This window comes from Butyrivibrio sp. XB500-5 (assembly GCF_003625505.1).
Taxonomy (GTDB): Bacteria; Bacillota; Clostridia; order Lachnospirales; family Lachnospiraceae; genus Butyrivibrio.
Map to the genome: position 1 here is coordinate 141,130 of NZ_RAIS01000004.1, position 19,778 is coordinate 160,907.

General features: G+C 42.1%; 19 protein-coding genes. 3 read left to right on the forward strand and 16 right to left on the reverse strand.

Annotated features, from left to right (window positions below; genetic code table 11):
• Position 1: 1 nt before the first annotated feature.
• From D6856_RS08670 to D6856_RS08705, 8 genes are all read right to left on the reverse strand, one after another.
• Positions 2 to 1,042 (reverse strand): 5'-3' exonuclease, encoded by a 1,041-nt coding sequence (locus D6856_RS08670; RefSeq protein WP_092244195.1) that lies wholly within the window; start codon positions 1,040 to 1,042, stop codon positions 2 to 4.
• Between the two features lie 231 nt (positions 1,043 to 1,273).
• Positions 1,274 to 1,909, reverse strand: a complete 636-nt coding sequence (locus D6856_RS08675) for a cytidylate kinase-like family protein (protein WP_120686558.1) — start codon at positions 1,907 to 1,909, stop codon at positions 1,274 to 1,276.
• Between the two features lie 69 nt (positions 1,910 to 1,978).
• A complete protein-coding gene (locus D6856_RS08680; RefSeq protein ID WP_120686559.1) occupies positions 1,979 to 2,692 on the reverse strand; it encodes an ABC transporter ATP-binding protein in 714 nt (237 codons plus the stop codon).
• Position 2,693: 1 nt separating this feature from the next.
• Positions 2,694 to 3,452 carry an ABC transporter ATP-binding protein gene (locus D6856_RS08685; protein ID WP_120686560.1) on the reverse strand — a complete coding sequence of 253 codons (759 nt, stop codon included), beginning with the start codon at positions 3,450 to 3,452 and terminating at the stop codon, positions 2,694 to 2,696.
• On the reverse strand, positions 3,452 to 4,513 hold the full coding sequence (locus tag D6856_RS08690) for a branched-chain amino acid ABC transporter permease (protein ID WP_092244207.1): 1,062 nt from the start codon (positions 4,511 to 4,513) through the stop codon (positions 3,452 to 3,454). The genes D6856_RS08685 and D6856_RS08690 overlap by 1 nt, the downstream gene beginning before the upstream one ends.
• Positions 4,514 to 4,530: 17 nt before the next feature.
• The gene (locus tag D6856_RS08695; RefSeq protein WP_120686561.1) at positions 4,531 to 5,415 is read right to left on the reverse strand and encodes a branched-chain amino acid ABC transporter permease; all 885 of its coding nucleotides are present in this window, start codon (positions 5,413 to 5,415) and stop codon (positions 4,531 to 4,533) included.
• 150 nt (positions 5,416 to 5,565) lie between these two features.
• Entirely contained in the window at positions 5,566 to 6,786 is a 1,221-nt protein-coding gene (locus D6856_RS08700) for an ABC transporter substrate-binding protein (RefSeq protein WP_092244213.1), read from the reverse strand.
• A 130-nt stretch (positions 6,787 to 6,916) separates the two neighbouring features.
• On the reverse strand, positions 6,917 to 8,611 hold the full coding sequence (locus D6856_RS08705; protein ID WP_158588887.1) for a CotH kinase family protein: 1,695 nt from the start codon (positions 8,609 to 8,611) through the stop codon (positions 6,917 to 6,919).
• A gap of 110 nt (positions 8,612 to 8,721) precedes the next feature.
• Here D6856_RS08705 and D6856_RS08710 point away from each other — a divergent pair, with 110 nt between their 5' ends.
• On the forward strand, positions 8,722 to 9,231 hold the full coding sequence (locus D6856_RS08710) for a hypothetical protein (RefSeq protein WP_120686563.1): 510 nt from the start codon (positions 8,722 to 8,724) through the stop codon (positions 9,229 to 9,231).
• 85 nt (positions 9,232 to 9,316) lie between these two features.
• Here D6856_RS08710 and D6856_RS08715 read toward each other — a convergent pair whose 3' ends face one another.
• From D6856_RS08715 to cobT, 6 genes are all read right to left on the reverse strand, one after another.
• Positions 9,317 to 9,598, reverse strand: a complete 282-nt coding sequence (locus D6856_RS08715; protein WP_092244222.1) for a hypothetical protein — start codon at positions 9,596 to 9,598, stop codon at positions 9,317 to 9,319.
• A 127-nt stretch (positions 9,599 to 9,725) separates the two neighbouring features.
• Positions 9,726 to 11,279 (reverse strand): spermidine synthase, encoded by a 1,554-nt coding sequence (locus tag D6856_RS08720; protein ID WP_442861333.1) that lies wholly within the window; start codon positions 11,277 to 11,279, stop codon positions 9,726 to 9,728.
• Between the two features lie 135 nt (positions 11,280 to 11,414).
• Positions 11,415 to 12,413: an adenosylcobinamide-phosphate synthase CbiB gene (gene cbiB, locus D6856_RS08725; RefSeq protein WP_243114060.1), complete on the reverse strand. Its 999-nt coding sequence runs from the start codon at positions 12,411 to 12,413 to the stop codon at positions 11,415 to 11,417.
• Between the two features lie 16 nt (positions 12,414 to 12,429).
• Positions 12,430 to 13,218, reverse strand: a complete 789-nt coding sequence (locus D6856_RS08730; protein WP_120686565.1) for an adenosylcobinamide-GDP ribazoletransferase — start codon at positions 13,216 to 13,218, stop codon at positions 12,430 to 12,432.
• A gap of 25 nt (positions 13,219 to 13,243) precedes the next feature.
• On the reverse strand, positions 13,244 to 14,227 hold the full coding sequence (locus D6856_RS08735; protein ID WP_120686566.1) for a bifunctional adenosylcobinamide kinase/adenosylcobinamide-phosphate guanylyltransferase: 984 nt from the start codon (positions 14,225 to 14,227) through the stop codon (positions 13,244 to 13,246).
• A complete protein-coding gene (gene cobT / locus D6856_RS08740) occupies positions 14,224 to 15,432 on the reverse strand; it encodes a nicotinate-nucleotide--dimethylbenzimidazole phosphoribosyltransferase (protein ID WP_120686567.1) in 1,209 nt (402 codons plus the stop codon). Before cobT ends, D6856_RS08735 begins: the two co-directional genes overlap by 4 nt.
• 37 nt (positions 15,433 to 15,469) lie before the next feature.
• Here cobT and D6856_RS08745 point away from each other — a divergent pair, with 37 nt between their 5' ends.
• Positions 15,470 to 16,624 (forward strand): pyridoxal phosphate-dependent aminotransferase, encoded by a 1,155-nt coding sequence (locus D6856_RS08745; RefSeq protein ID WP_158588888.1) that lies wholly within the window; start codon positions 15,470 to 15,472, stop codon positions 16,622 to 16,624.
• Here the strand turns inward: D6856_RS08745 and D6856_RS08750 are convergent.
• Both D6856_RS08750 and D6856_RS08755 read right to left on the reverse strand, forming a co-directional pair.
• On the reverse strand, positions 16,563 to 17,480 hold the full coding sequence (locus tag D6856_RS08750; protein ID WP_120686569.1) for a CPBP family intramembrane glutamic endopeptidase: 918 nt from the start codon (positions 17,478 to 17,480) through the stop codon (positions 16,563 to 16,565). The genes D6856_RS08745 and D6856_RS08750 overlap by 62 nt on opposite strands.
• Positions 17,481 to 17,502: 22 nt before the next feature.
• The gene (locus tag D6856_RS08755) at positions 17,503 to 18,591 is read right to left on the reverse strand and encodes an FAD:protein FMN transferase (RefSeq protein WP_158588889.1); all 1,089 of its coding nucleotides are present in this window, start codon (positions 18,589 to 18,591) and stop codon (positions 17,503 to 17,505) included.
• Positions 18,592 to 18,708: 117 nt separating this feature from the next.
• Here D6856_RS08755 and D6856_RS08760 point away from each other — a divergent pair, with 117 nt between their 5' ends.
• Positions 18,709 to 19,644, forward strand: coding sequence for a MetQ/NlpA family ABC transporter substrate-binding protein (locus D6856_RS08760; protein WP_120686571.1), 936 nt, complete (start codon positions 18,709 to 18,711; stop codon positions 19,642 to 19,644).
• The last annotated feature ends 134 nt before the right edge of the window (positions 19,645 to 19,778 follow it).

Consider the following 19,778-nt stretch of genomic DNA (forward strand, 5'->3'; position numbering starts at 1 on the left):
ATTATACTCCAATCTTATCCAATAGTGATTTAAACCCGTATATCTCGAATTGCTCTTTTGCCTTGGTTTTATCAAAGTTGAGCTTGAAATCATCAAGTGAAATATCAAAAGGATAATCTTTCCTGATCTCAGCGAGATCTTTAGACAATATTGCAAGATCACGATACTCGATAAGCGCCTTTAAAGGGCTTCTGGAGATGCCAAGCTCTTCTTTCCACTTCTTGGCCAGCTCTTTTTGCTCCTTATCATCTTTGCAATCATCAATTGCCTCATATATGCCCTCAACAGTGCCATACTCAGCCAAAAGAGGTAATGCAGCGCTGCTAACTCCCTTAACCCCCGGGATGTTATCGCTTGAATCACCTTGGATTCCCTTAAGATCGGGTATTTGGTCGGGACGAACACCATATTCCTTAAGACATAGATCCGGTGTAACTTCAAATGCCTTATCAGGTATGGCCGCAAGCTTACTGTCCCACCCATACTCTGCTCCATACTTGGTTTGAAGCTCATTGGCAGTCTCCTGCTTGGTCTGTATAAGCCAAACTCTTGTATGATCGGTCACAAGCTGTAAATAATCATGGTCTTTGGTGATTATATACATGGGAATGTCTTTCTCATAGCGTCCGGCCACGCTTCCCACGATGTCATCCGCCTCATAATTCTCGTCAAAAAGGACCTTAAAGCCCATTTCCTTCAACATATTCTCCATATTGACGAACTGCTCCTTCAAAGGTTCGGGCGTATCCCCTCGGTTTGCCTTATATTCGGCATATTTCTCTCTTCTGAAGGTATCTCTCGTCATATCGAAAGCGAACATGATATGCGTAGGCTTCTGCTCATCTATTATCTTAAGAATTGTTCTCATCATGCCAAACATCGCATTGGTATACTGTCCCTTGGCATTATGCATGATCTGAGAGTAAAGTTTTTCCTTTTTCTCAGGATCCTTTTCGAACATAATTGCCTTGGGAAGATTGCCATAGTAGTTTGTCACTAGCATAGAACTTCCGTCAATTAGTATGAATTTCTCGTTTGCCATTATATCTCCATGGATTTTTATGTTTTTTCGCAATTTTAATGATAAAAGAAAACAGGTGCATTGGCAAGATGCACCTGTTCAGGTAGGAGATTTCTTATGACTATTGTATGTCACGTGTAAATAACGCCTTGGCATTGACGCATTTACTTTGTTAGCATTTGCTAACAAAGACATATTAGCATATGCTAACAGGATATGCAAGTGCTTTTTTCTAAAAAACTTTCTCAAATATTAAGAGAGACAATTCCCAAATCTCACTCTCATATGCGCCTTGATGGCCTCAACGCAGCCCTCAAAGCCAAGCTTGCTGCTGTCCAGGCATAGGTCATAATTTCGTGCATCCGACCACTTACGTCCTGTGTGATGCTCATAGTATTCAGATCTGTACTTATCTTCCTTGCGGATAAACTTTTCAAGTTCATCCCCTCGAAGACTCTGAACCTTCGCGGCCTGCTCAAGCAAGTAGTCCATAGGCGCATGTACAAATACACTTAGAACGTTGTCGTAATCCTTGAGCACAAAGTTCGCAGCACGACCTATTATAACACAGCTCTCTTTATCTGCGAGATTCTTTATTGTTTTTGCCTGGAAATTAAAGAGATTGTCAGGCTCAGTAAAATCCTTACTGTCCGGACCGATTATCTCACCCGTATACACATTTACAGGCGCCTTGAAGAAACCAACCGTTCTGCAACGCTCGTCCGCTTCCCTGAAGAGATCCTCATTTATACCACTCTCTTCCGATGCAAGCTTTATAAGATCCTTGTTGTAATAATTGATACCAAGGTCCTTTGCAAGCATCTTGCCCACGGTTCTACCGCCGCTTCCATACTGCCTTGCGATTGTAATGACGATGTTTTTCTTCATGCTTTTATCCCCCTTGAAGTGCTCTACTCTGGGATAGTCACTACGCTCGAAAATACCTCGCTTAGTGCTCTACTCACCAAGATAAGCCTTCTTAATTGCCTCATCGTTGAGAAGGTCTTTGGCGTCGCCTTCTTTTACAATACTTCCCGTCTCAAGGACATAAGCTCTGTTTGCGATTGAAAGAGCCTTCTTCGCGTTCTGCTCAACCAAAAGAACGGTAACTCCGTCCTTATTAACATCCTCAATTATCTTAAATATCTCATTTACAAAGATCGGTGAAAGCCCCATTGAAGGTTCATCCATAAGAATGAGATCGGGATGAGACATAAGCGCACGTCCCATTGCAAGCATCTGCTGCTCACCGCCGGAAAGAGTTCCCGCAAGCTGATTTTTTCTCTCCTCAAGTCTTGGGAAACGCTTGTATATATCAGCGAGTGTCTCTTCCATTTCTGCCTTACTCGATCTTGTGAAAGCACCCATCTTAAGATTCTGAAGGACCGTCATCTCGGCAAAAACTCTTCTTCCCTCGGGAACCTGCGCCATACCCATCCCAACGATCTTATGATTGGGAGTCTTTCTTAAATTAATTCCATTATAGTCTATTTCACCGGCGTTTGCTTGAATAAGTCCCGAAAGAGTGTGAAGAGTCGTGGTCTTACCTGCTCCGTTCGCACCTATAAGAGCCACGATCTCACCCTTATTTACATGAAAAGAAATTCCTTTAAGGGCTTTGATAACGCCGTAGTATACACTTAAATCTTTTACTTGTAATATCTGTTCCATATCATTCACCTAAATATGCCTTTATTACTTCCGGATCCGCAAGCACTTCTTTGGTCTCTCCCTGGCAGAGAACCCTACCAAAGTTAAGTACCGTAAGCTTCTCACAGATACCGGATACCAGCTTCATATCATGCTCAATAAGAAGGATCGTCATGCCAAACTCCTTACGCACCAAAGCTATTGTATCCATTAGCTCGCCTGTCTCGTTGGGATTCATTCCGGCAGCGGGCTCATCAAGAAGAAGGAGCTTGGGATTGGTCGCCATAGCTCTTGCGATCTCAAGCTTTCTCTGCTTACCGTATGGAAGATTTGAAGCAAGCGTATCTCTCTCTTTATCAAGATCGAAGACCTTCAGAAGACGCATAGCCTCTTCATCCATCTCTTTTTCCACTTTCTTATACTTACCAAGGTGAAGAATTCCTTCAAGAGTGCTGTATTTATAGCGCTCGGCAAGTCCAACCTTAACATTGTCTATAACAGGCATCTGCTTAAAGAGTCTGATGTTCTGGAATGTTCTGGCTATTCCGCAGTGATTGATCTCAATCGTACTCTTTCTTGTGATATCCTCACCGTCAAGTCTTATGATTCCCTCATTCGGTTTATAAACACCTGTCAAAAGGTTGAACACCGTTGTCTTTCCCGCACCGTTAGGTCCGATAAGACCGTAAAGCTCACCCTTTTCAATTGAAATATTAAAATCATCAACAGCTCTAAGTCCTCCAAAGGAGATGCTGAGATTATTTACATCCAAAAGTGCCATTATGCGATCTCCTTTCCGCTGTTTTTCTTAAATCCAAATCTACCTAGCGTTCTCTTTCTCCATTCAATGATCTTCGGTGACCAGTTAACGATCATCATAACAATAAGAACGATTGAATAGATCAGCATACGATAGTTACTGAATCCTCTGAGGAGCTCGGGAAGTAAGTAAAGTATGCAAGCCGCAATAACGCTGCCTCTGATATTTCCGATTCCGCCGAGCACAACATATACCAGGATCATGATCGAAGCATTATAACCAAAATACTGTGATGTAGCCGTAAGCGTCGTAATATTATGAGAGAAAAGAACTCCCGCAGCGCCTGCAATGGCTGCTGAAATCGTAAATGCCATCATCTTATATCCCGTGACATTGATACCCGTAGATTCCGCTGCGATATAATTATCACGGATTGCCATGATCGCACGCCCGTCTCTTGAATTTATCAAGTTAAGCACTACAAAAAGAGAAATCAGAAGTACGATTATTCCTATTGTAAAAGTTGAATCATGCGGAGTTCCGGTTATACCCATTGCTCCGTTTACAATAACCTCTCCTCCTTCATCAAGTCCGAGTTCCATCGCATTCTTAAGTGAAAAATGGATACCGCTCTTATCAATTCCTATATAAAAAGCATTGATTATATTCTTGATGATCTCACCAAACGCAAGAGTTACGATCGCAAGATAGTCACCCTTAAGTCTGAGAACCGGGATACCGATAAGGAATCCGAAAAGTGCCGCAAATGCGATTCCAATAAGGAAAGCAAGGAAAAATCTGATTCCGGAAGGAAGGATCTCTGCTGTTGCCTTAGAGAAAAAAGCGCTTGTAAATGCACCGATGCACATAAATCCGCAGTGTCCTATACTAAGCTCTCCCAAAATACCTACGCAGAGATTAAGCGCAACCGCAATCACAGCATAATAAGTCATGGGAATAAGAAGCCCCTTCATATGACTCGAAAGATTTCCGGTAGATGCAAGCACTGTGAAAAGAACAAATGCTGCAACCACAATTCCGTATGTGATTAAATTATTTTTTGTTATCTTATTTATCTTCATATTTCACACCGCCTTTTTCAGACTTTCTCCTGAATAACCTTACCCAGAATACCTGTAGGCTTAACAAGCAGCACTACTACAAGAATTCCGAATACAATGGCATCAGAAAGCTGTGATGAAATATATGTCTTACTTAAGATCTCAACAATTCCGAGTACAAGACCTCCGATCATAGCCCCGGGGATAGAACCGATTCCTCCGAGAACCGCTGCTACGAACGCCTTGATTCCAGGCATTGCTCCCGTGTACGGAGAAAGTGAAGGATAAGCTGAGCACAAAAGAGCTCCCGCAACAGCTGCAAGCGAAGAACCTATCGCAAAGGTAAGCATAATGGTCTTATTTACATTTATACCCATAAGTGTAGCTGCACCCTTATCCTCGGCTACCGCAAGCATAGCCTGTCCCTGTTTGGTCTTATTGATAAAAAGCTGCAGTGCTATAAGAATAACAACACTTACTGCAATGGTAACGACCGTTACACCCTGAATTCTAAGCTGGCCGCCGGCAAAAGATAAACCTTCCCATTTAATGACAGATGTGAAAGACTTAATATCCGCTCCGAAAATAAGAAGCGCCACATTCTCCAGAAAATAACTGACACCAATGGCCGTAATAAGAACCGCCAACGGAGACGCTGCTCCTCTAAGGGGTCTGTATGCAACAAACTCAGTTGTAATACCAAGAAGTGTACACAGTATGACCGCCAATATTATTCCCACGACAGAATTTCCGCTGAGCGCCGCACTGACAGAAAAGATAATGTAGCAGCCCACCATGATAAAATCTCCGTGTGCAAAATTAAGCATCTTGGCAATTCCGTATACCATTGTGTATCCCAACGCGATTATCGCATAGATACTTCCCAGACTAAGTCCGTTAATGAGATAGGTTAAAAAGCTCATCTCAAACCTCCAAAAAACAATAGATCTTTTAATTGATTGATTAATCTAGCATACCATAAAAATTAACTTTTTATTAGCTAAAAACGCGGAATATCTTATGCAGATATCCCGCGTTACACTTCATTGTGTCAGGAATAAATACGTCTATATTTACTCAGCGGATACGTAAGCTCCGTCCTTGATAACAACAGCCTTAGGCTCCTTGTTGGGCTCACCAGAAGCATCCCAAGTCATCTTAGAAGATGTAAGACCTGAAGCCTCGATCTCTGTCATTGCACCCTTAAGTGCATCGCCAAGATCTGAAATACTCATATCAGGTGTAGCGTTCTTAGCTTCAATTGCCTGCTTGATGATAAATACTGCATCATAAGCATCAGCTGCGAACTGGTTGGGAGTCTCACCGTATTTCTCCTCATACTTCTTAACGAAGTTTACTGTAAGATCGTCTGTAGCATCAGCTGCGAAAGGTGTAAGAAGCATTACTCCCTCAGCGAGCTTTGTATCAAAGTTCTCTACAGTAAGGATACCGTCCATACCGTCAACACCGAAGAATGTGGGAGCATATCCCATTGTGTTGGCCTGTGTAAGGATAAGTGAAGCTGCCTGATAGTAGATAGGAAGGAATACGAGGTCTGCACCTGCATCCTTAGCCTTCTGAAGCTGAACTGAGAAATCTGTTGCATTGTCGGCTGTGAAAGCTTCCTGTGAAACGATCTCATAGTTCTTACCTGCAGACTCATCTACAAACTTCTGATAGATTCCTGTTGAATATACATCTGAGCTGTCATAGATGATACCAACTTTAGTTGCAAGATTGTGATCTGAAATGTACTGAGCTGAAGCAATACCCTGGTTAGGATCTGAGAAGCATACACGGAATACGTTGTCATATTTAACGCAATCAACTGCAGATCCCGAAGGTGTAAGCTGGAACATATTGTCAGCCTTTGTGTACTCTGAAACTGCGATTGAGCAAGCACTTGTTGTTGAACCAACAAGAATCTGCATTCCCCAATCCTTAAGTGTATTGTAAGCATTTACTGACTTCTCTGCATTAAGCTCGTCGTCTTCTTTGCTGTACTCTACCTGATATCCGTTGATACCGCCTGCTGCGTTGATATCCTCAACTGCAAGCTCTGCTGCATTACAAACCGCATTACCGTAAGCAGCTGCGCCACCTGTAAGAGGTCCGATGGCACCGATCTTAAATGTAGCTCCGTTGTCAGATGAGCTCTCTGTCTCCTGTGCAGGCTGTGTCTGTGCCTGAGAATCGCTTGTCTCAGTGCTTGCTGCGTCAGTACATCCTACAAGTGCGGAAGCAACAAGTACAGAAGCCATAAGTGCACTAATAACTTTGCCTAACTTCTTCATAATATTACCCTCCTGAAAAAAATGAAAAACCAAAATGTATATTTGTATACAATCTGATATTTACTTTTGAAGTTTAAAGTACCAAACTAAAAAAGTCAATAATAAAAAGAAAACTTAATCATTTTAAATATCATTTCTTTATCATCAAAATAAGCTTCCTTATAGATCTGGTATTTTCACCGGGTTCCTGTATCTCTTCTTCAAACTGATCGGGATTGTCCGCATAATCATCCCAAAATGATTTTCTGCTGCACAACCACGCCTGAATATCCTCCGCGATGCTAAAAAGATCATACTTTTGCGCGCCATGCATTTCATAATCATATCTGTCATAATAAACAGGTCCGTTCTCATAACGGATCATGTCCATATAATAGCTATCCTTTATACTTTCAATAACACTGATAAGTACATGGTACTCAATATATGAAACCATTTCGGAAAAATTATTCCTATAAAACATACGCGTCTTTTCCATAAAAGCTTCATCATCGCTAAGTTTCCGCAGCCATCCGCTCTCATCCACAAGACCCTTTATCCAAAGAGCATTCGCCTCATTGCCTCCATATGAAAACCATGGATGCCCCATAGAAAGATCAAAATCCCAGACAGGACCTGCAACAAGCTTATCTTTCATACCATTCTTATAAACATACTGACTGGCTCTGTCTGCATCGCCGTTCTCAAAAAACTCCTGCAAAAGATAATACTTTATAAAACTCCTCTCATCCGCAAGATCAGAAAATTCCTCCTCACCTTCCTTAATAGAATCTTCCACCTTGCAAATATCTTCTTTTATCTGCGCAAGCCTTTCCTGATCTGGCTCCGACGGATATTGTATCTTGGCAAAAAGACCTTCCGTCTCCGCGTAGACACTTCCCTCGGTCTTAACTCTCTCTTCATAATCAAACTTGGCAAGATAACCGTCTGAAGAAATTTTCAGAAATCCATTACCCTCTTTTATCTTCTGCGCCGCAAGGTATAGTCCTCTGTATTCACCATTAATATACAGATTGACGTACTCGCAGTCGGGAACATTATCCACCCCGATTCTCCTGGCCATATCCAAAACCAGATAGTTCTTAAGCTCGCTTTCATCATAAAAATTGGACAAAAGCACATAATTTCCGGCACTCTTCATTCCGAGAATGGATTTCTTCTCGTTAAAAGAAATATTGTATGAGCGCTTAAATTCCTGCCCAGGGAACTCCTCCATGAGCTCTGTCCATGTAGAATTACCATGCCCCGAGATCTTTAGCTTTCCCGAAGTTTCCTTTGCACCCAAAGAATCATAGACAGAATAGTCGGCAGTTGCCGTGATATTATGTAGCGAATCACCGTCCACCTTCTCCATGGAATCTTTTCCCGAAACCAAATACATTGTGCTCACTTCACCGCCGGTCAGGAAAAAGACATTTCCAAGTACCTTTTCACCTTTTTTATCAAGAAGCTCATAATCAAATTCCAATTCTCCGAGGCCGGTATTTTTTTTACCGTAATAGTTTAAAAAGCTGTCATCCAATATATCTCCCGGCGAAAAAGAAACCTCCCCTATCTTTAACTCTTTTGCATTTCCGAAAAACATTTTGTACTCATAGCTCTCCGAATTTCCCGGCAAAAAGAAATACATCTTTTCTCCTTCGCCATCATAATACGGATAGATCTTAAGTTCGTCTGAAGGCTGTCCTTTGCTTTCGGCAACCACGTAAAAGCTTACATCATTGTCATTTAACTTTTCCTGATAGAACGGGATAAAAGCAAATAACGCAAGCGCAACGACACATAGAGACAAAAGCACAAAAACAGATTTTTTTGATTTCTTCAAATTTCTTTTCCTTTCATAAAAGGCATTTTTTTCAATTCTTATATAGATGATAACACGGGTTTGCATTATTTATTTATGGTTGTTACAATTATTTAGAGGGGGAATTGAATATGTTGCAATTATCTTATGTGGGGATTGCTTTCGCAGCGGTCTTCTATGTAGCATTTGGCATTGCAGTCAGGTTGATGGAACTTAGTGATACAGACCGCAACAAAGCACGTTTGTGGATCGTAGTTATATCTCTTAGTTCGTTTATCATTTCCAATTACGGTGCCGGAATTTTGAATCTTATGATGGGCAGAGTTTCATGGGGCATAGTGTTCCTGATACTCGGTACTTCTTTTGGTGTAATTCTGGGATCAATCTTTTTAAAACTCCACAATATCAAAGTACGTATAAAGATGCGCAGGTTCATGCTTCTGTTTGACACTGTGGAAAAATATATGAACGAAGGAAAGACCAATGAAGAGATTCTTGATTATCTTACTAAGAGTCAGAAGCTCGCTCACAAAGATGCGGTCAACTTCCTTAATTTCATATCTGATCCGACCAATTACAAATTCCTTTCGGACGTTAATAATAAGATACGTGAAGCACGTATGCTTACAAGACTTAAATAAAAAAAGCCGGACCAACCGGAGCATAATAATAAAAACAGGCTGTGAACTTTGGATCATCCCAAGATTCACAGCCTTTTCTTTTTGATCATTTTCGATCTGCATGCACAACTCTGAATTCATCAAATTGCGGATCTTCTATAAAATCCATGATAAGGTTGAGCGGTGTAAGCCCAATCGCTTCATGATGAATCTGCTCTCTTATAACCATCTTTTCATAAGTTGAAAGATTCTCAAATTCAGGATGGCTCCTTTCATACTTCTCACTAAGTTGATCAAACAAGTTGTACTCCGGATCTCCCCAGGCAAATACTTCGGCTGTCTTCAAATTTGGTTTGAACGGAGAATATTGCAGCTGGCTACTACTCATAGGAAGTGCTCCTTTCTCTTTATGCAAACTATTGAATTGAATGTCCGAAGGTGTGTAACCCCTCTGTTATAAATAATAGCACATTTTTGTACTAATTTTCATAAATTTTTCAAAGAATTGTGACTATTTACAGGTACTTTATAAGCCCTTCTAAACCTTCACGCTCATATATTTCCTTATATATAGCTACTTCCGCCTTGATTATAGAGTCGATCTGACGCATTCCAAGGAGCTCAACAGGCGCCTTATCATCCGTCATTATGTTCTTTCCGGCCTCATAATCATTGAGCGCAATCTTAACTCTTAACATCATTTCTTTAAGCTCATTCTCATCTTCAAGCGCAAGATTGTCATCAAATGTGCTCATAAAATCAGCCGAATCCGTTGCAAAAAGCTCTCTGTTGGTAGAATTGGCCACAGATGCGATCTTTACATTATCAAATACCGACGATATCGTGTCCGCAAGATATCTGTTGATGGTTGATTCGTTGTCATCGCTGAACATGTTCATATTTACGACCATGACTCCGCCCGGATTAAGATGATTCTTTACCATTGTAAAAAACTCTGTCGAAGACATCTGAAAAGGAATAGTTATATCCTGATACGCGTCTACCATTATCACATCATATTTCTTTGAAGTTGCCGCAAGGTAAGCCCTTCCATCATAGGTCGTAACCTTGGTATCTTCGGGCAGTTCAAAATACTCGTGAGCAAGATCCGTTATCTTCTGATCTATCTCAACACCCTCGATGTCAATATTGTCAAAATGCCTTGAAAGCTGCGTCGCATAAGTTCCGGAGCCCATTCCGAGTATCAGGATATCGGTATTCTCACCGTTTTTTTCTTTCTCTTTTATCCCACTCATATACGGTGCAGCCATCGCATAATCGTAGTACATCCCTGTAAGTGCTCCGTCCTTTATAAGAATAGACTGAACTCCGAACAGAACGTTTGTCGAAAGAATAACGCTGTTGGCATCCTCTTTTACCTGAAGATAGTTATAGATCGACTCACCCTCAAAAGTAAGGTTATTCTCCCAAAAAGAAAAACTCGTGTTGTGCCCGAGAATGCAACACAGTATAAAAGAGATCCCGCCAACTATAAGTTTCTTGCGGTTACCCGGGCCGTTTAAGAAAAAACATGCACAAAGAATTATCAAAATCCCCGCAAAAATAAGGAATGTAACAGATGTTCCGACAGCAGGGATGGTGACAAATGTAGGCACAAAAGTTCCTATGATGCTACCCACAGTGTTAAACGCACCGAGTGTTCCGATGATCTTACCGTTGTCATCAAGTGAATCCGTTGTGTATTTGGCAAGGCTCGGTGTCACGGTTCCGAGTAAAAAGAGCGGGAACACAAATACCACCATACATGTCACAAAAGCCGCGATAACAAGAAAATTATTGTTTACGGTAAATATCAAAAGGGCCGAGATACCGATAATGATATACTTACCGACCACAGGAATCGCCGCGATCCAGATAGCAGCGATCAATATCCTTCCGTAAAGTTTCTGCGGATCGGGGTTTTTATCCGCCGCCCGTCCGCCATATATATTTCCAAGCGCCATCGCTATCATGATCGTTCCGATTATGATCGTCCACACGATCTGTGATGAACTAAAGTACGGTGCAAGGAGTCTGCTCGCTCCAAGCTCAACCGCCATGACGGACATTCCGGCAAAGAACTCCGTCAGATATAGAAAAAGCTTGTTGTTTAAGATACTGTATTGTTTCAAAACATATCTCTCCGTTCTCAAAAAAATAATGAAAAATGTCGATGATCAAACCCGACATTTTTCATTATACCTTTAAATAATAAAAATGGCTGCAAATATAAGACAATAAATTATTAAAAATAAGAAAACTGTGGAATACATCAAAAAGCAGCTTCGTCTTATGTCCTTATATTCAATCTCTCTTTTGGGATCTCCGATATACGGCTTATCATGAAGCTTTCCAAAATACGATGTCGGTCCGGCAAGACGAAGGCCGAGAGCTCCCGCGCATACGCTTTCGCAGTGCGCGGAATTGGGACTTGCGTGCTTATATCTGTCTCGTAAATATATCTTGACCGCCCCGCCTACGTCGTAATATTTGCTGTAATCACCTATAAGCGCCGTGCCTATTATCATAAACAATGCACTGAGCCTGGCCGGAACAAACGCAAAGACATCATCGGCCTTTGCGGCGAACCTTCCAAAGAACAAATACTTGTCATTCTTATATCCGATCATGGAATCCATGGTACTGACTGCCTTGTAAATAAATGCAAGGACCGGTCCTCCGAGCATAAGATAAAAAAGCGGGCAGATGACACCGTCGTTGGTGTTCTCCGCAACAGTTTCGACTGCTGCCCTTGCGATTCCCTTATCATCCAAACTTCCCGTATCTCTTCCTACTATCATCGAGACTTCTTTTCTTGCAAGCTCTATATCATTATTTTTAAGAGCCCTGTATACCTTCATAGCCGCTTTGGAAAGACTCTTTGCAGCAATGCTCTGCCAGCTCATGACAGACATAATGACAAACATGAGATATCCGTTTATTTTGTACGCTATAAACAAAACAACGAAAGAACCAGCTCCCGTGAGCGCCGTTACTATTTCCCAAAGAAGCACTCCCCTCCGAAACTTCGAAGCATCACTCATATCATCCTTAATAAGCACCTTTTCCAGTGCACTTATGAGCTTTCCTATGATCTGCACAGGATGAATAAGACGCTCCGGATCTCCGAGGATCAGATCTATGATGACTCCAGTGATTATTGCTGCGGGGACATATTTGTAGTATGCATGGATAAAAGTCACTTAAGGCACCTCTTCATCATAAAGAAATCATCGCGCAGATACACACTGCTGCTGCGATCATCGTCTCGCACAGACACACGAACCATCCGGCCGTATCGCCTGTAATTCCGCCAAGTTCTTTTTTTGCCTTGAAATTGTAATATGCAAAAGAGATAAGAGCGGCAATTATGGCTACAATCCCGCCTATCCTTCCGTATGCCGCCATGATAAGTGCCGCTATGGCAGCCTCTTTTACCAGGATAGAAAGACATCTCTTTTTATCAGAACCTTCGGCAAAAGTATAAAGACTCCCTTCACTCTTGGCACAAGGAAAACTCACCACGGCGATACCGCTGAGTGACCTTGAAAGAACAAACCCAAAGCATAATACCGCATAATATCTTTCATCAAATCCATTCCCCATAGCAATTATCACTGAAAGAGCAGAGATATATACCGCGCACAAAACCACAAGCTTTATCACGGCAAAAGCTCCTATATGGGGGTCTTTAAGTATTTCAAGTTTCTTTTCTTTTTCCATGTATGAAGAAAAAACATCGCTGCAATCCATGAAACCGTCTACATGTATTCCTCCCGTGACCGCTATCGGGATTACAAAAAACAAAAGCGTCGAAGCCAAAAGATTGATATCAAAAGCACGCACCAAAAGGCACCATCCATAACATATCGTCCCTATCACAATTCCTATAAGCGGAAAGAAGCAGATACTGTATTTCATATCCTCTTTTTCCCACTTAAACTGCGGCATGGGAATGCTCGAATACATGGAAAACGCTATGCAAAATGCTCTCAAAAGGTTTTTCATCTTTATACCGATCCTCGTCCTATTCTTATCCTATTTGGGTTCCATTTCCGCAAAAAACGCGGTAAACATCCCTACTCACAGAAAGTGCCTGCATAAACCTTCCCGCATCATCGCGCCATCTTCTGTCTTCCTTACTTAACGGAACTATTCCGCAGGTTATATCCTCACATATAAGAACAGCGTCTTTTGGAAAATCATCCGCCAGCTCGTGCACATCCATTCCCATCGAAAGAGCAAGTCTCTCGACATGTTCATATGCTTTAAAGCCTCTCGGAATGCCTATTTCTCCATGCAGGATCTCATCGGTTTCAAAAGTATATATATCCTCATCCTTAAGCCCAAACTTATTTTTTACGAAAGCTCTTTTCCCTTGAGCCGCGCCCCCGATAATCAAAGCGCCTTGCTTTTTTCCATCTCTTTTTAATAAATCCATAAGCTCTTTATCCTCTGCGGCTGCAACACTCTTCTTGTGAATCATCGAAACGCCCGCGCACATCTCGATCACCAGATCGGCGCAGTCCGTCACAACTCTCTCAAGCTCCCCCAGCCCTTCGCGATACAAAAAAGTATCCCCGTCATAAATCGCGGAATCACTGTATATTCCATCGCTTACAAAAATAAGATCGGCGCTCTTTTCCGTTGTCGTTTTCATTAGCTCTTCCAGTTCGGTTCCGACTCTTTCGGGCGCTTCCCGATCGGTAAAAAAACTGCCGTTTCTTTCAGTAAACATCTCATTTGCGAGTAGCGCCGTAAGACTGTCAATCAGATACGTAGCAGCATCTTTTTGCATAATTTTATTTATATCCGTCTGAATCTCTATCGTCTCAAATCCCAGTCCCGCTCTGTCCTCAACGTGGCGCCTTATCCTCTCGTCATCCTCTTCTCCCGTAGACTTCATTGTCGCAACGTAAAACAGCCTGCCATGCTTCCTCTTCGATAAAAGCACCGCAAGTTTCTGAGCTAATCCGGATTTTCCGTTCTTACATCCTCCGGTCAAAAGAATTATCATCTGATCCCCTCTAAGTACGAATCGTCAATCTTACCCTCTTCAAACGTCGCCATATTGTTCATCATGGCACACGCAGCATCTATCACAGAAAAAGCAATGACGCATCCCGATCCCTCACCGAGCCCCATATTAAGGTCAAGATAAGGATCAAGTCCAAGTTCTTTTATCGCTAGCTTATATCCAGGTTCCTTAGAAATATGAGAAGGAAAAAGATATCCCGCAACCGCGGGGCAAAGCTTAACCGCGCAAAGCGCCGCAACCGCGGAAATATATCCGTCTATCACCGCTGCTTTTCCTGCCGCCGCGGCCCCTATAAAAGCTCCGCACATAGCCGCAATATCAAGACCTCCGACCTTCGAAATGATATCGATTACTTCTGAAATCACGCCTTCTCTATCCTCAATGCTCTTAATAGAAGCACCTTTCTCAAATACATGCAGGCTTAACGCTCTCTTGATCACATCTTTCTTTTTTGAAAAAGAATCATCGGTAATGCCGGCGCCGCGTCCGGTTATACTATCCGGGTTCTCGCCCGTAAGCGCACATAAAATCGCTGTCGAAGTAGTGGTATTTCCTATCCCCATCTCTCCTATACCGACAAGATCTATCATTCCGGCAGATCGCGCATCTTCGCCATGTTCTGTTCTATCGCACGTTTCCGGCTTTCCTTCTATATTCATCGCGCACTCGGCTCCTACAAGCATCGCTTTTACGCATTCTTCCGCTGTCATAGCAGGCTCTTTTGCTATATTTCCCGTACCTTTTCTTATATTCTCATAAACTATGCCTTCATCCGCATGAGCAAGGTCACACTTCTTTACAAGTCCCTCGTAATCTGTCTTAATTCCGACATCAACTACGGTCACATCCGCGCTAAATTGCCTCGCAAGAGCTGCCATACCGGTTACGCCCCTTGTCATGTTGACTGCCTGCATCATAGTCACGGATACGGGCGCCGACGCTACTCCTTCATCAGTAACCCCGTTATCTGCACAAAAAACAAGGACCCTTTTTGAATCCACCCTGTTCTTAACACATCCTGTGATCCCTGCAAGCTTCCCTGCCATATCTTCAAGCTTTCCCATGCTCCTTGGAGGCTTAACAAGGCTACCTACATACTCTTTTGCCTTTGATATTGCCTCTTCGTCCGCGAAAGAAACAGCTTTGATCATATCTGTTAACTTTTCGTATTCTTTACTGTTCATACGTTTATTTTATATAATTATTAGCATAATGAAAACCATGGAAAAACATGATAAATATCCCGCTCACGGCGGTGACTGCAAACAAAACAACATAAGGCTTGATTTTAGCGTAAACATAAATCCTCTCGGGCCTCCGAAGAGCGTTCTTAACGCGCTCAAAAATCCCGCTTCTTTACTCGGAAAATACCCAAGCCCCGATCAGTATGCATTAAGAGAACAACTTGAAGCCAAAAGAAATATCCCGATGGACAGGATTCTTATCGGAAACGGAGCTTCCGAGATAATAAGTATACTCGCCGGAGCGATCTCAACAAGAAAGCTGAAAAACTCAAGTACAGAAAATGGCGGAAATATCCTTCCCGTCGCTTCTGTTATTGCGCCCACATTTTCCGGATACGAAAGAGCTCTTTTAGCTTACGGCTTTGACATAAAATACTTTAAGCTTACTGAATGCTACGACTTTAGATTTAATGAGAGCTTCATTGATCACGGGATCAAAGATATCGATAACCTTGACTTGGTCATATTATGCAATCCCAACAATCCTACCGGTGAGGCCATTCCAAAAACATTGATAAAAAAGATCGCGGATGAGTGCCAAAAGCGCGATATCATCCTTGCCATAGACGAAACCTTTATGGGCCTTGTAAACAACAATAGCAAATACAACTGTGAAAGTATCCTTGGTAAGAACAAAAATCTGATTCTCATAGATGCGTTCACCAAGCTCTATGCCATCCCGGGAGTTCGCCTTGGTTACTGCGCGACCTATAACGAAGAACTCCTTAAAGACATGTCGTTTATAAAGCCCGAATGGAGCGTTTCAACCTTTGCGGAAGCTGCGGGTATCGCCGCTCTTTCGGAAAACTCTTATATTGATGAAGCAATAACTCTTATAGAAAAAGAAAAGAAATATCTGTTAAAAGAGCTTTCTTCATTGGGGTTCTGTCCGCAAAAGGGCGAGGCTCCTTTTATACTCTTTTCCATTCCTCAAAAATACAATACAAAAACTTTTTATGACAAAATGATAAAAGACCATGGAATACTGCTTAGAAACTGCAGTAATTTCCACGGTCTTGACGATCACTATTTTCGTATTGGAATAAAAAAGCACGAAGAAAACGTCGAACTTATGAAAGCTCTAAAGAACGTTTCTTCTTATTGTAGCCAAGGTACCAGACTACAGCAATAGCAATGAGCTCTACAATAATGCAAAATCCCGTTGCCTCCACGCCGAAATCAACGCTGTAAACAAAGCTGTCTCTGGCACTTGCGGCATCGAGTTTAAAGATTGAAAAATCAAACACAAGTCCGCTGTTTGGAAGTCCCAAAAGCACGTTCTGAGTATAGTTCCATGCAGCATGGAACATCATTACGCACCACAGGCTGTTATAGTAATAGACAATAAGAGAACAGAATATTCCGACAAGAATAATGCTGATAATTGCAAGCATCGTTACTCCGGGATTGAAAATATGGATAAGACCAAATAACACCGAATTTCCTATGATCGCAACTGCCGGATGCCTGTATCCTCTTCTGAGCCTATTGTAAAGGAAGCCTCTGCAAACCAGCTCTTCAGCTGATGACTGAACAAAAACAGCAATAAACAAAACAATATCTTTTATCGGATAGATCGCATTAAAATATATCGCAATATCTTTATTTATCATTGCTGCTAAGGCGCAGGACATATTCATGACAAATCCGATCACAAGACCCACGAGCAACATTTTAATGTTATTCGAAGGCTCTTTTGCTCCTATCTTATCAAAAATAGGTCTGTCAGGCTTAAAAATCCCCATAAATACAAGTGTAAGAATCCACACACCGATCGGAGCAAAATAAATAATAAGCATATAGACAAACGGATCTTGTAAGCTGATAGTCGGCACTATATTCGCTGCAGCACCTTCAATGGAAAGCGTAATTATCACACCGAATATATTTCCGATCTCTAGGAAAAAATATGCAAGAACCAGCGATATCAGCGAAAAATCATACCACCTGAAATTATCGGTATGAATCCTCTTGAAAAACTCTTTCATTTTGACACTCCTTTTATAAATGTTATTTTATATTGATCACGGAAACCTCAAGCCCGCTATATTCAGCGGAAAGCGAGAACTTTGCGGCGATATCTTCCGTGATATATACTTTTTTGTCTTCCGTCACAAGAATCGCGCCAAATCCGGCTTTTCCCCTAGATCCTAATGCATGTTTTTTTATGAAATCAACAGCGTCTTCCGTCCCCATTACAAAAAGAGCTGTCGAAAGGCCGTCATCCATCAGTCCATTATCTCCGATAACAGTCACCGAAGCAAGCCCGTTCCTTGAAGGCTTCCCGGTCTCTGGATCAAGAATATGCCAGTAAACTTCTCCGTCTTTTTCAAAAAATCTCTCGTATCCGCCTGAAGTTATCACAGACGTATCGCTTGCTTCAAATACACCGAGCATTCCGCTCTTACTGTCGAAAAAAGGACTCTTTATCGCTACTTTCCAAGGAGTTCCGTCCGGCTTATTCCCTATACACTCTACGTTTCCCCCAAGATTGATAAGGCCCGAAGTCACTCCGTTTTCTTTGAAAAAATTCGCAAGATAAGAACCTGTATATCCCTTAACCACACTGCCCAAATCAATCTGCATATCATCGGGAATTGTAACTTCGAAGCTTCCGTCATTAAGCTTCTTCAAATCTATCTTACCGTAATCTACTTTATCTACGAGCACGGCAAGCTCTTCATCATCCGGGACTTTGTACTCTCCCGTTGTAAATCCCCATTCTTTTAAAACCGGATATATCGATATATCCAGCTTTCCGCCGGTCTCCTTGCAAACATCAAGCGCACCTTCAAGAATCTTACCACTTTCAGCCGAGAACTTCGCCTTCTTATTGTCATTAAGAGTGCCTATCTCGCTGTTCTTCTTGGTGACGGAGAGCATATTTTCAATCTCTCTTATCTTTTGCTCAGCCTGCGAAAGAAGCTGCTCATCGCCTTGAACTTCAAGCTCCATTATCGTGTCCATCGCAAAGATAGTGGAGGTGTTTATCACCTGCGTTGAGCTGCAAGCGGATAGCAAAGTTATAGCAGAAACAAACGCAGATGCAAGTAATGCGGCACCTATGCAATTGTTTTTCTTCTTTATATTTATATTCATCGTCCTCATTATAAATGATAATCACACCTTTTCACTACTGATAATTTTTAATTATTTCCCATATGTTTTTTCATCTTGTATAATTCAGTTATACCAATCGAGGAGGAAATACAGATTATGAAAAAGAGAATAATTACAAGTTTAATCTTAACCGCAGCTCTTTCATTCGGAGCACTTACAGGATGCGGTGCAAAAGCAGAAGAAACACAGACACCTGCAGCAGAGGCTACTCAGGCTGAGGCAGAGACAGAGCCTGCAGCAGAAGCAGCTGATACAACAGCTGACACCGATAAGAAGATCACCGTAGGAGCTACACCTGTTCCTCACGCTGAGATTCTTGACAACATAGTAAAAGAAGTACTTGCAAAAGACGGATGGACACTTGAGACCGTAGTTTTCCAGGATTACGTTCTTCCCAACACTTCCCTTGAAGCAGGCGAGATTGATGCAAACTACTTCCAGACACTCGGATATCTCGATCAGCAGAATAAAGACGCAGGTCTTCACCTTGCAGCTGTAGCAGGAATCCACATTGAGCCCATGGGTATCTACTCACAGAAGTACACTAAACTCGACGAGATTCCCGACGGCGCTGAGATCGGTATCCCTAACGACCCCGACAACGGTGCAAGAGCACTTGACCTTTTAGTTCAGAAGGGACTTCTTACATCAAAGGGTTCTTTCGGCGAGGATGCAAGCTACACAGAGGATGCTCTTTCAAAAGACAAGGATGCTAACCCTCACGGATACAAGATCACTCCTCTTGAGGCAGCAAACCTTCCTCTTTCACTTCCCGATCTTGATGCGGCAGCCATCAACGGAAACTACGCACTTGAAGCAGAGCTTCCCGCTAAGTATCCCGCACTTGATATCGAGGAATTCGACGACGAGACAACAGTTAAGAGAACAAACTTCCTTGTAGTTAAGGACGGTGAGCAGGATTCTGAGAAGATCAAGGCTCTTGTAGCAGCTCTTAAGTCAGACGAAGTTAAAAAATACATTGAGGATACATACAAGGGCGCAGTTATCCCTTCATTCATCGATCCTCAGTAATACAGAACGTAACCAAGTTAATTTGTGTAATATCATAAAAATCCTACCTTTCATATAATGTAAACATAGATATGACACGTCTCATTTGCCGGTGACGTGTCATATTTGATGTTTAAATGAAATAATGCCATAAT

Excerpts from the sequence above, each read along its gene's own strand:
- D6856_RS08670 (WP_092244195.1), bottom strand. The coding sequence starts at position 1,042 with ATGGCAAACGAGAAATTCATACTAATTGACGGAAGTTCTATGCTAGTG.
- D6856_RS08675 (WP_120686558.1), bottom strand. The coding sequence starts at position 1,909 with ATGAAGAAAAACATCGTCATTACAATCGCAAGGCAGTATGGAAGCGGC.
- D6856_RS08680 (WP_120686559.1), bottom strand. The coding sequence starts at position 2,692 with ATGGAACAGATATTACAAGTAAAAGATTTAAGTGTATACTACGGCGTT.
- D6856_RS08685 (WP_120686560.1), bottom strand. The coding sequence starts at position 3,452 with ATGGCACTTTTGGATGTAAATAATCTCAGCATCTCCTTTGGAGGACTT.
- D6856_RS08690 (WP_092244207.1), bottom strand. The coding sequence starts at position 4,513 with ATGAAGATAAATAAGATAACAAAAAATAATTTAATCACATACGGAATT.
- D6856_RS08695 (WP_120686561.1), bottom strand. The coding sequence starts at position 5,415 with ATGAGCTTTTTAACCTATCTCATTAACGGACTTAGTCTGGGAAGTATC.
- D6856_RS08700 (WP_092244213.1), bottom strand. The coding sequence starts at position 6,786 with ATGAAGAAGTTAGGCAAAGTTATTAGTGCACTTATGGCTTCTGTACTT.
- D6856_RS08710 (WP_120686563.1), top strand. The coding sequence starts at position 8,722 with ATGTTGCAATTATCTTATGTGGGGATTGCTTTCGCAGCGGTCTTCTAT.
- D6856_RS08715 (WP_092244222.1), bottom strand. The coding sequence starts at position 9,598 with ATGAGTAGTAGCCAGCTGCAATATTCTCCGTTCAAACCAAATTTGAAG.
- D6856_RS08720 (WP_442861333.1), bottom strand. The coding sequence starts at position 11,279 with ATGTCCGTCATGGCGGTTGAGCTTGGAGCGAGCAGACTCCTTGCACCG.
- D6856_RS08730 (WP_120686565.1), bottom strand. The coding sequence starts at position 13,218 with ATGAAAAACCTTTTGAGAGCATTTTGCATAGCGTTTTCCATGTATTCG.
- D6856_RS08735 (WP_120686566.1), bottom strand. The coding sequence starts at position 14,227 with ATGATAATTCTTTTGACCGGAGGATGTAAGAACGGAAAATCCGGATTA.
- cobT (WP_120686567.1), bottom strand. The coding sequence starts at position 15,432 with ATGAACAGTAAAGAATACGAAAAGTTAACAGATATGATCAAAGCTGTT.
- D6856_RS08745 (WP_158588888.1), top strand. The coding sequence starts at position 15,470 with ATGGAAAAACATGATAAATATCCCGCTCACGGCGGTGACTGCAAACAA.
- D6856_RS08750 (WP_120686569.1), bottom strand. The coding sequence starts at position 17,480 with ATGAAAGAGTTTTTCAAGAGGATTCATACCGATAATTTCAGGTGGTAT.
- D6856_RS08755 (WP_158588889.1), bottom strand. The coding sequence starts at position 18,591 with ATGAATATAAATATAAAGAAGAAAAACAATTGCATAGGTGCCGCATTA.
- D6856_RS08760 (WP_120686571.1), top strand. The coding sequence starts at position 18,709 with ATGAAAAAGAGAATAATTACAAGTTTAATCTTAACCGCAGCTCTTTCA.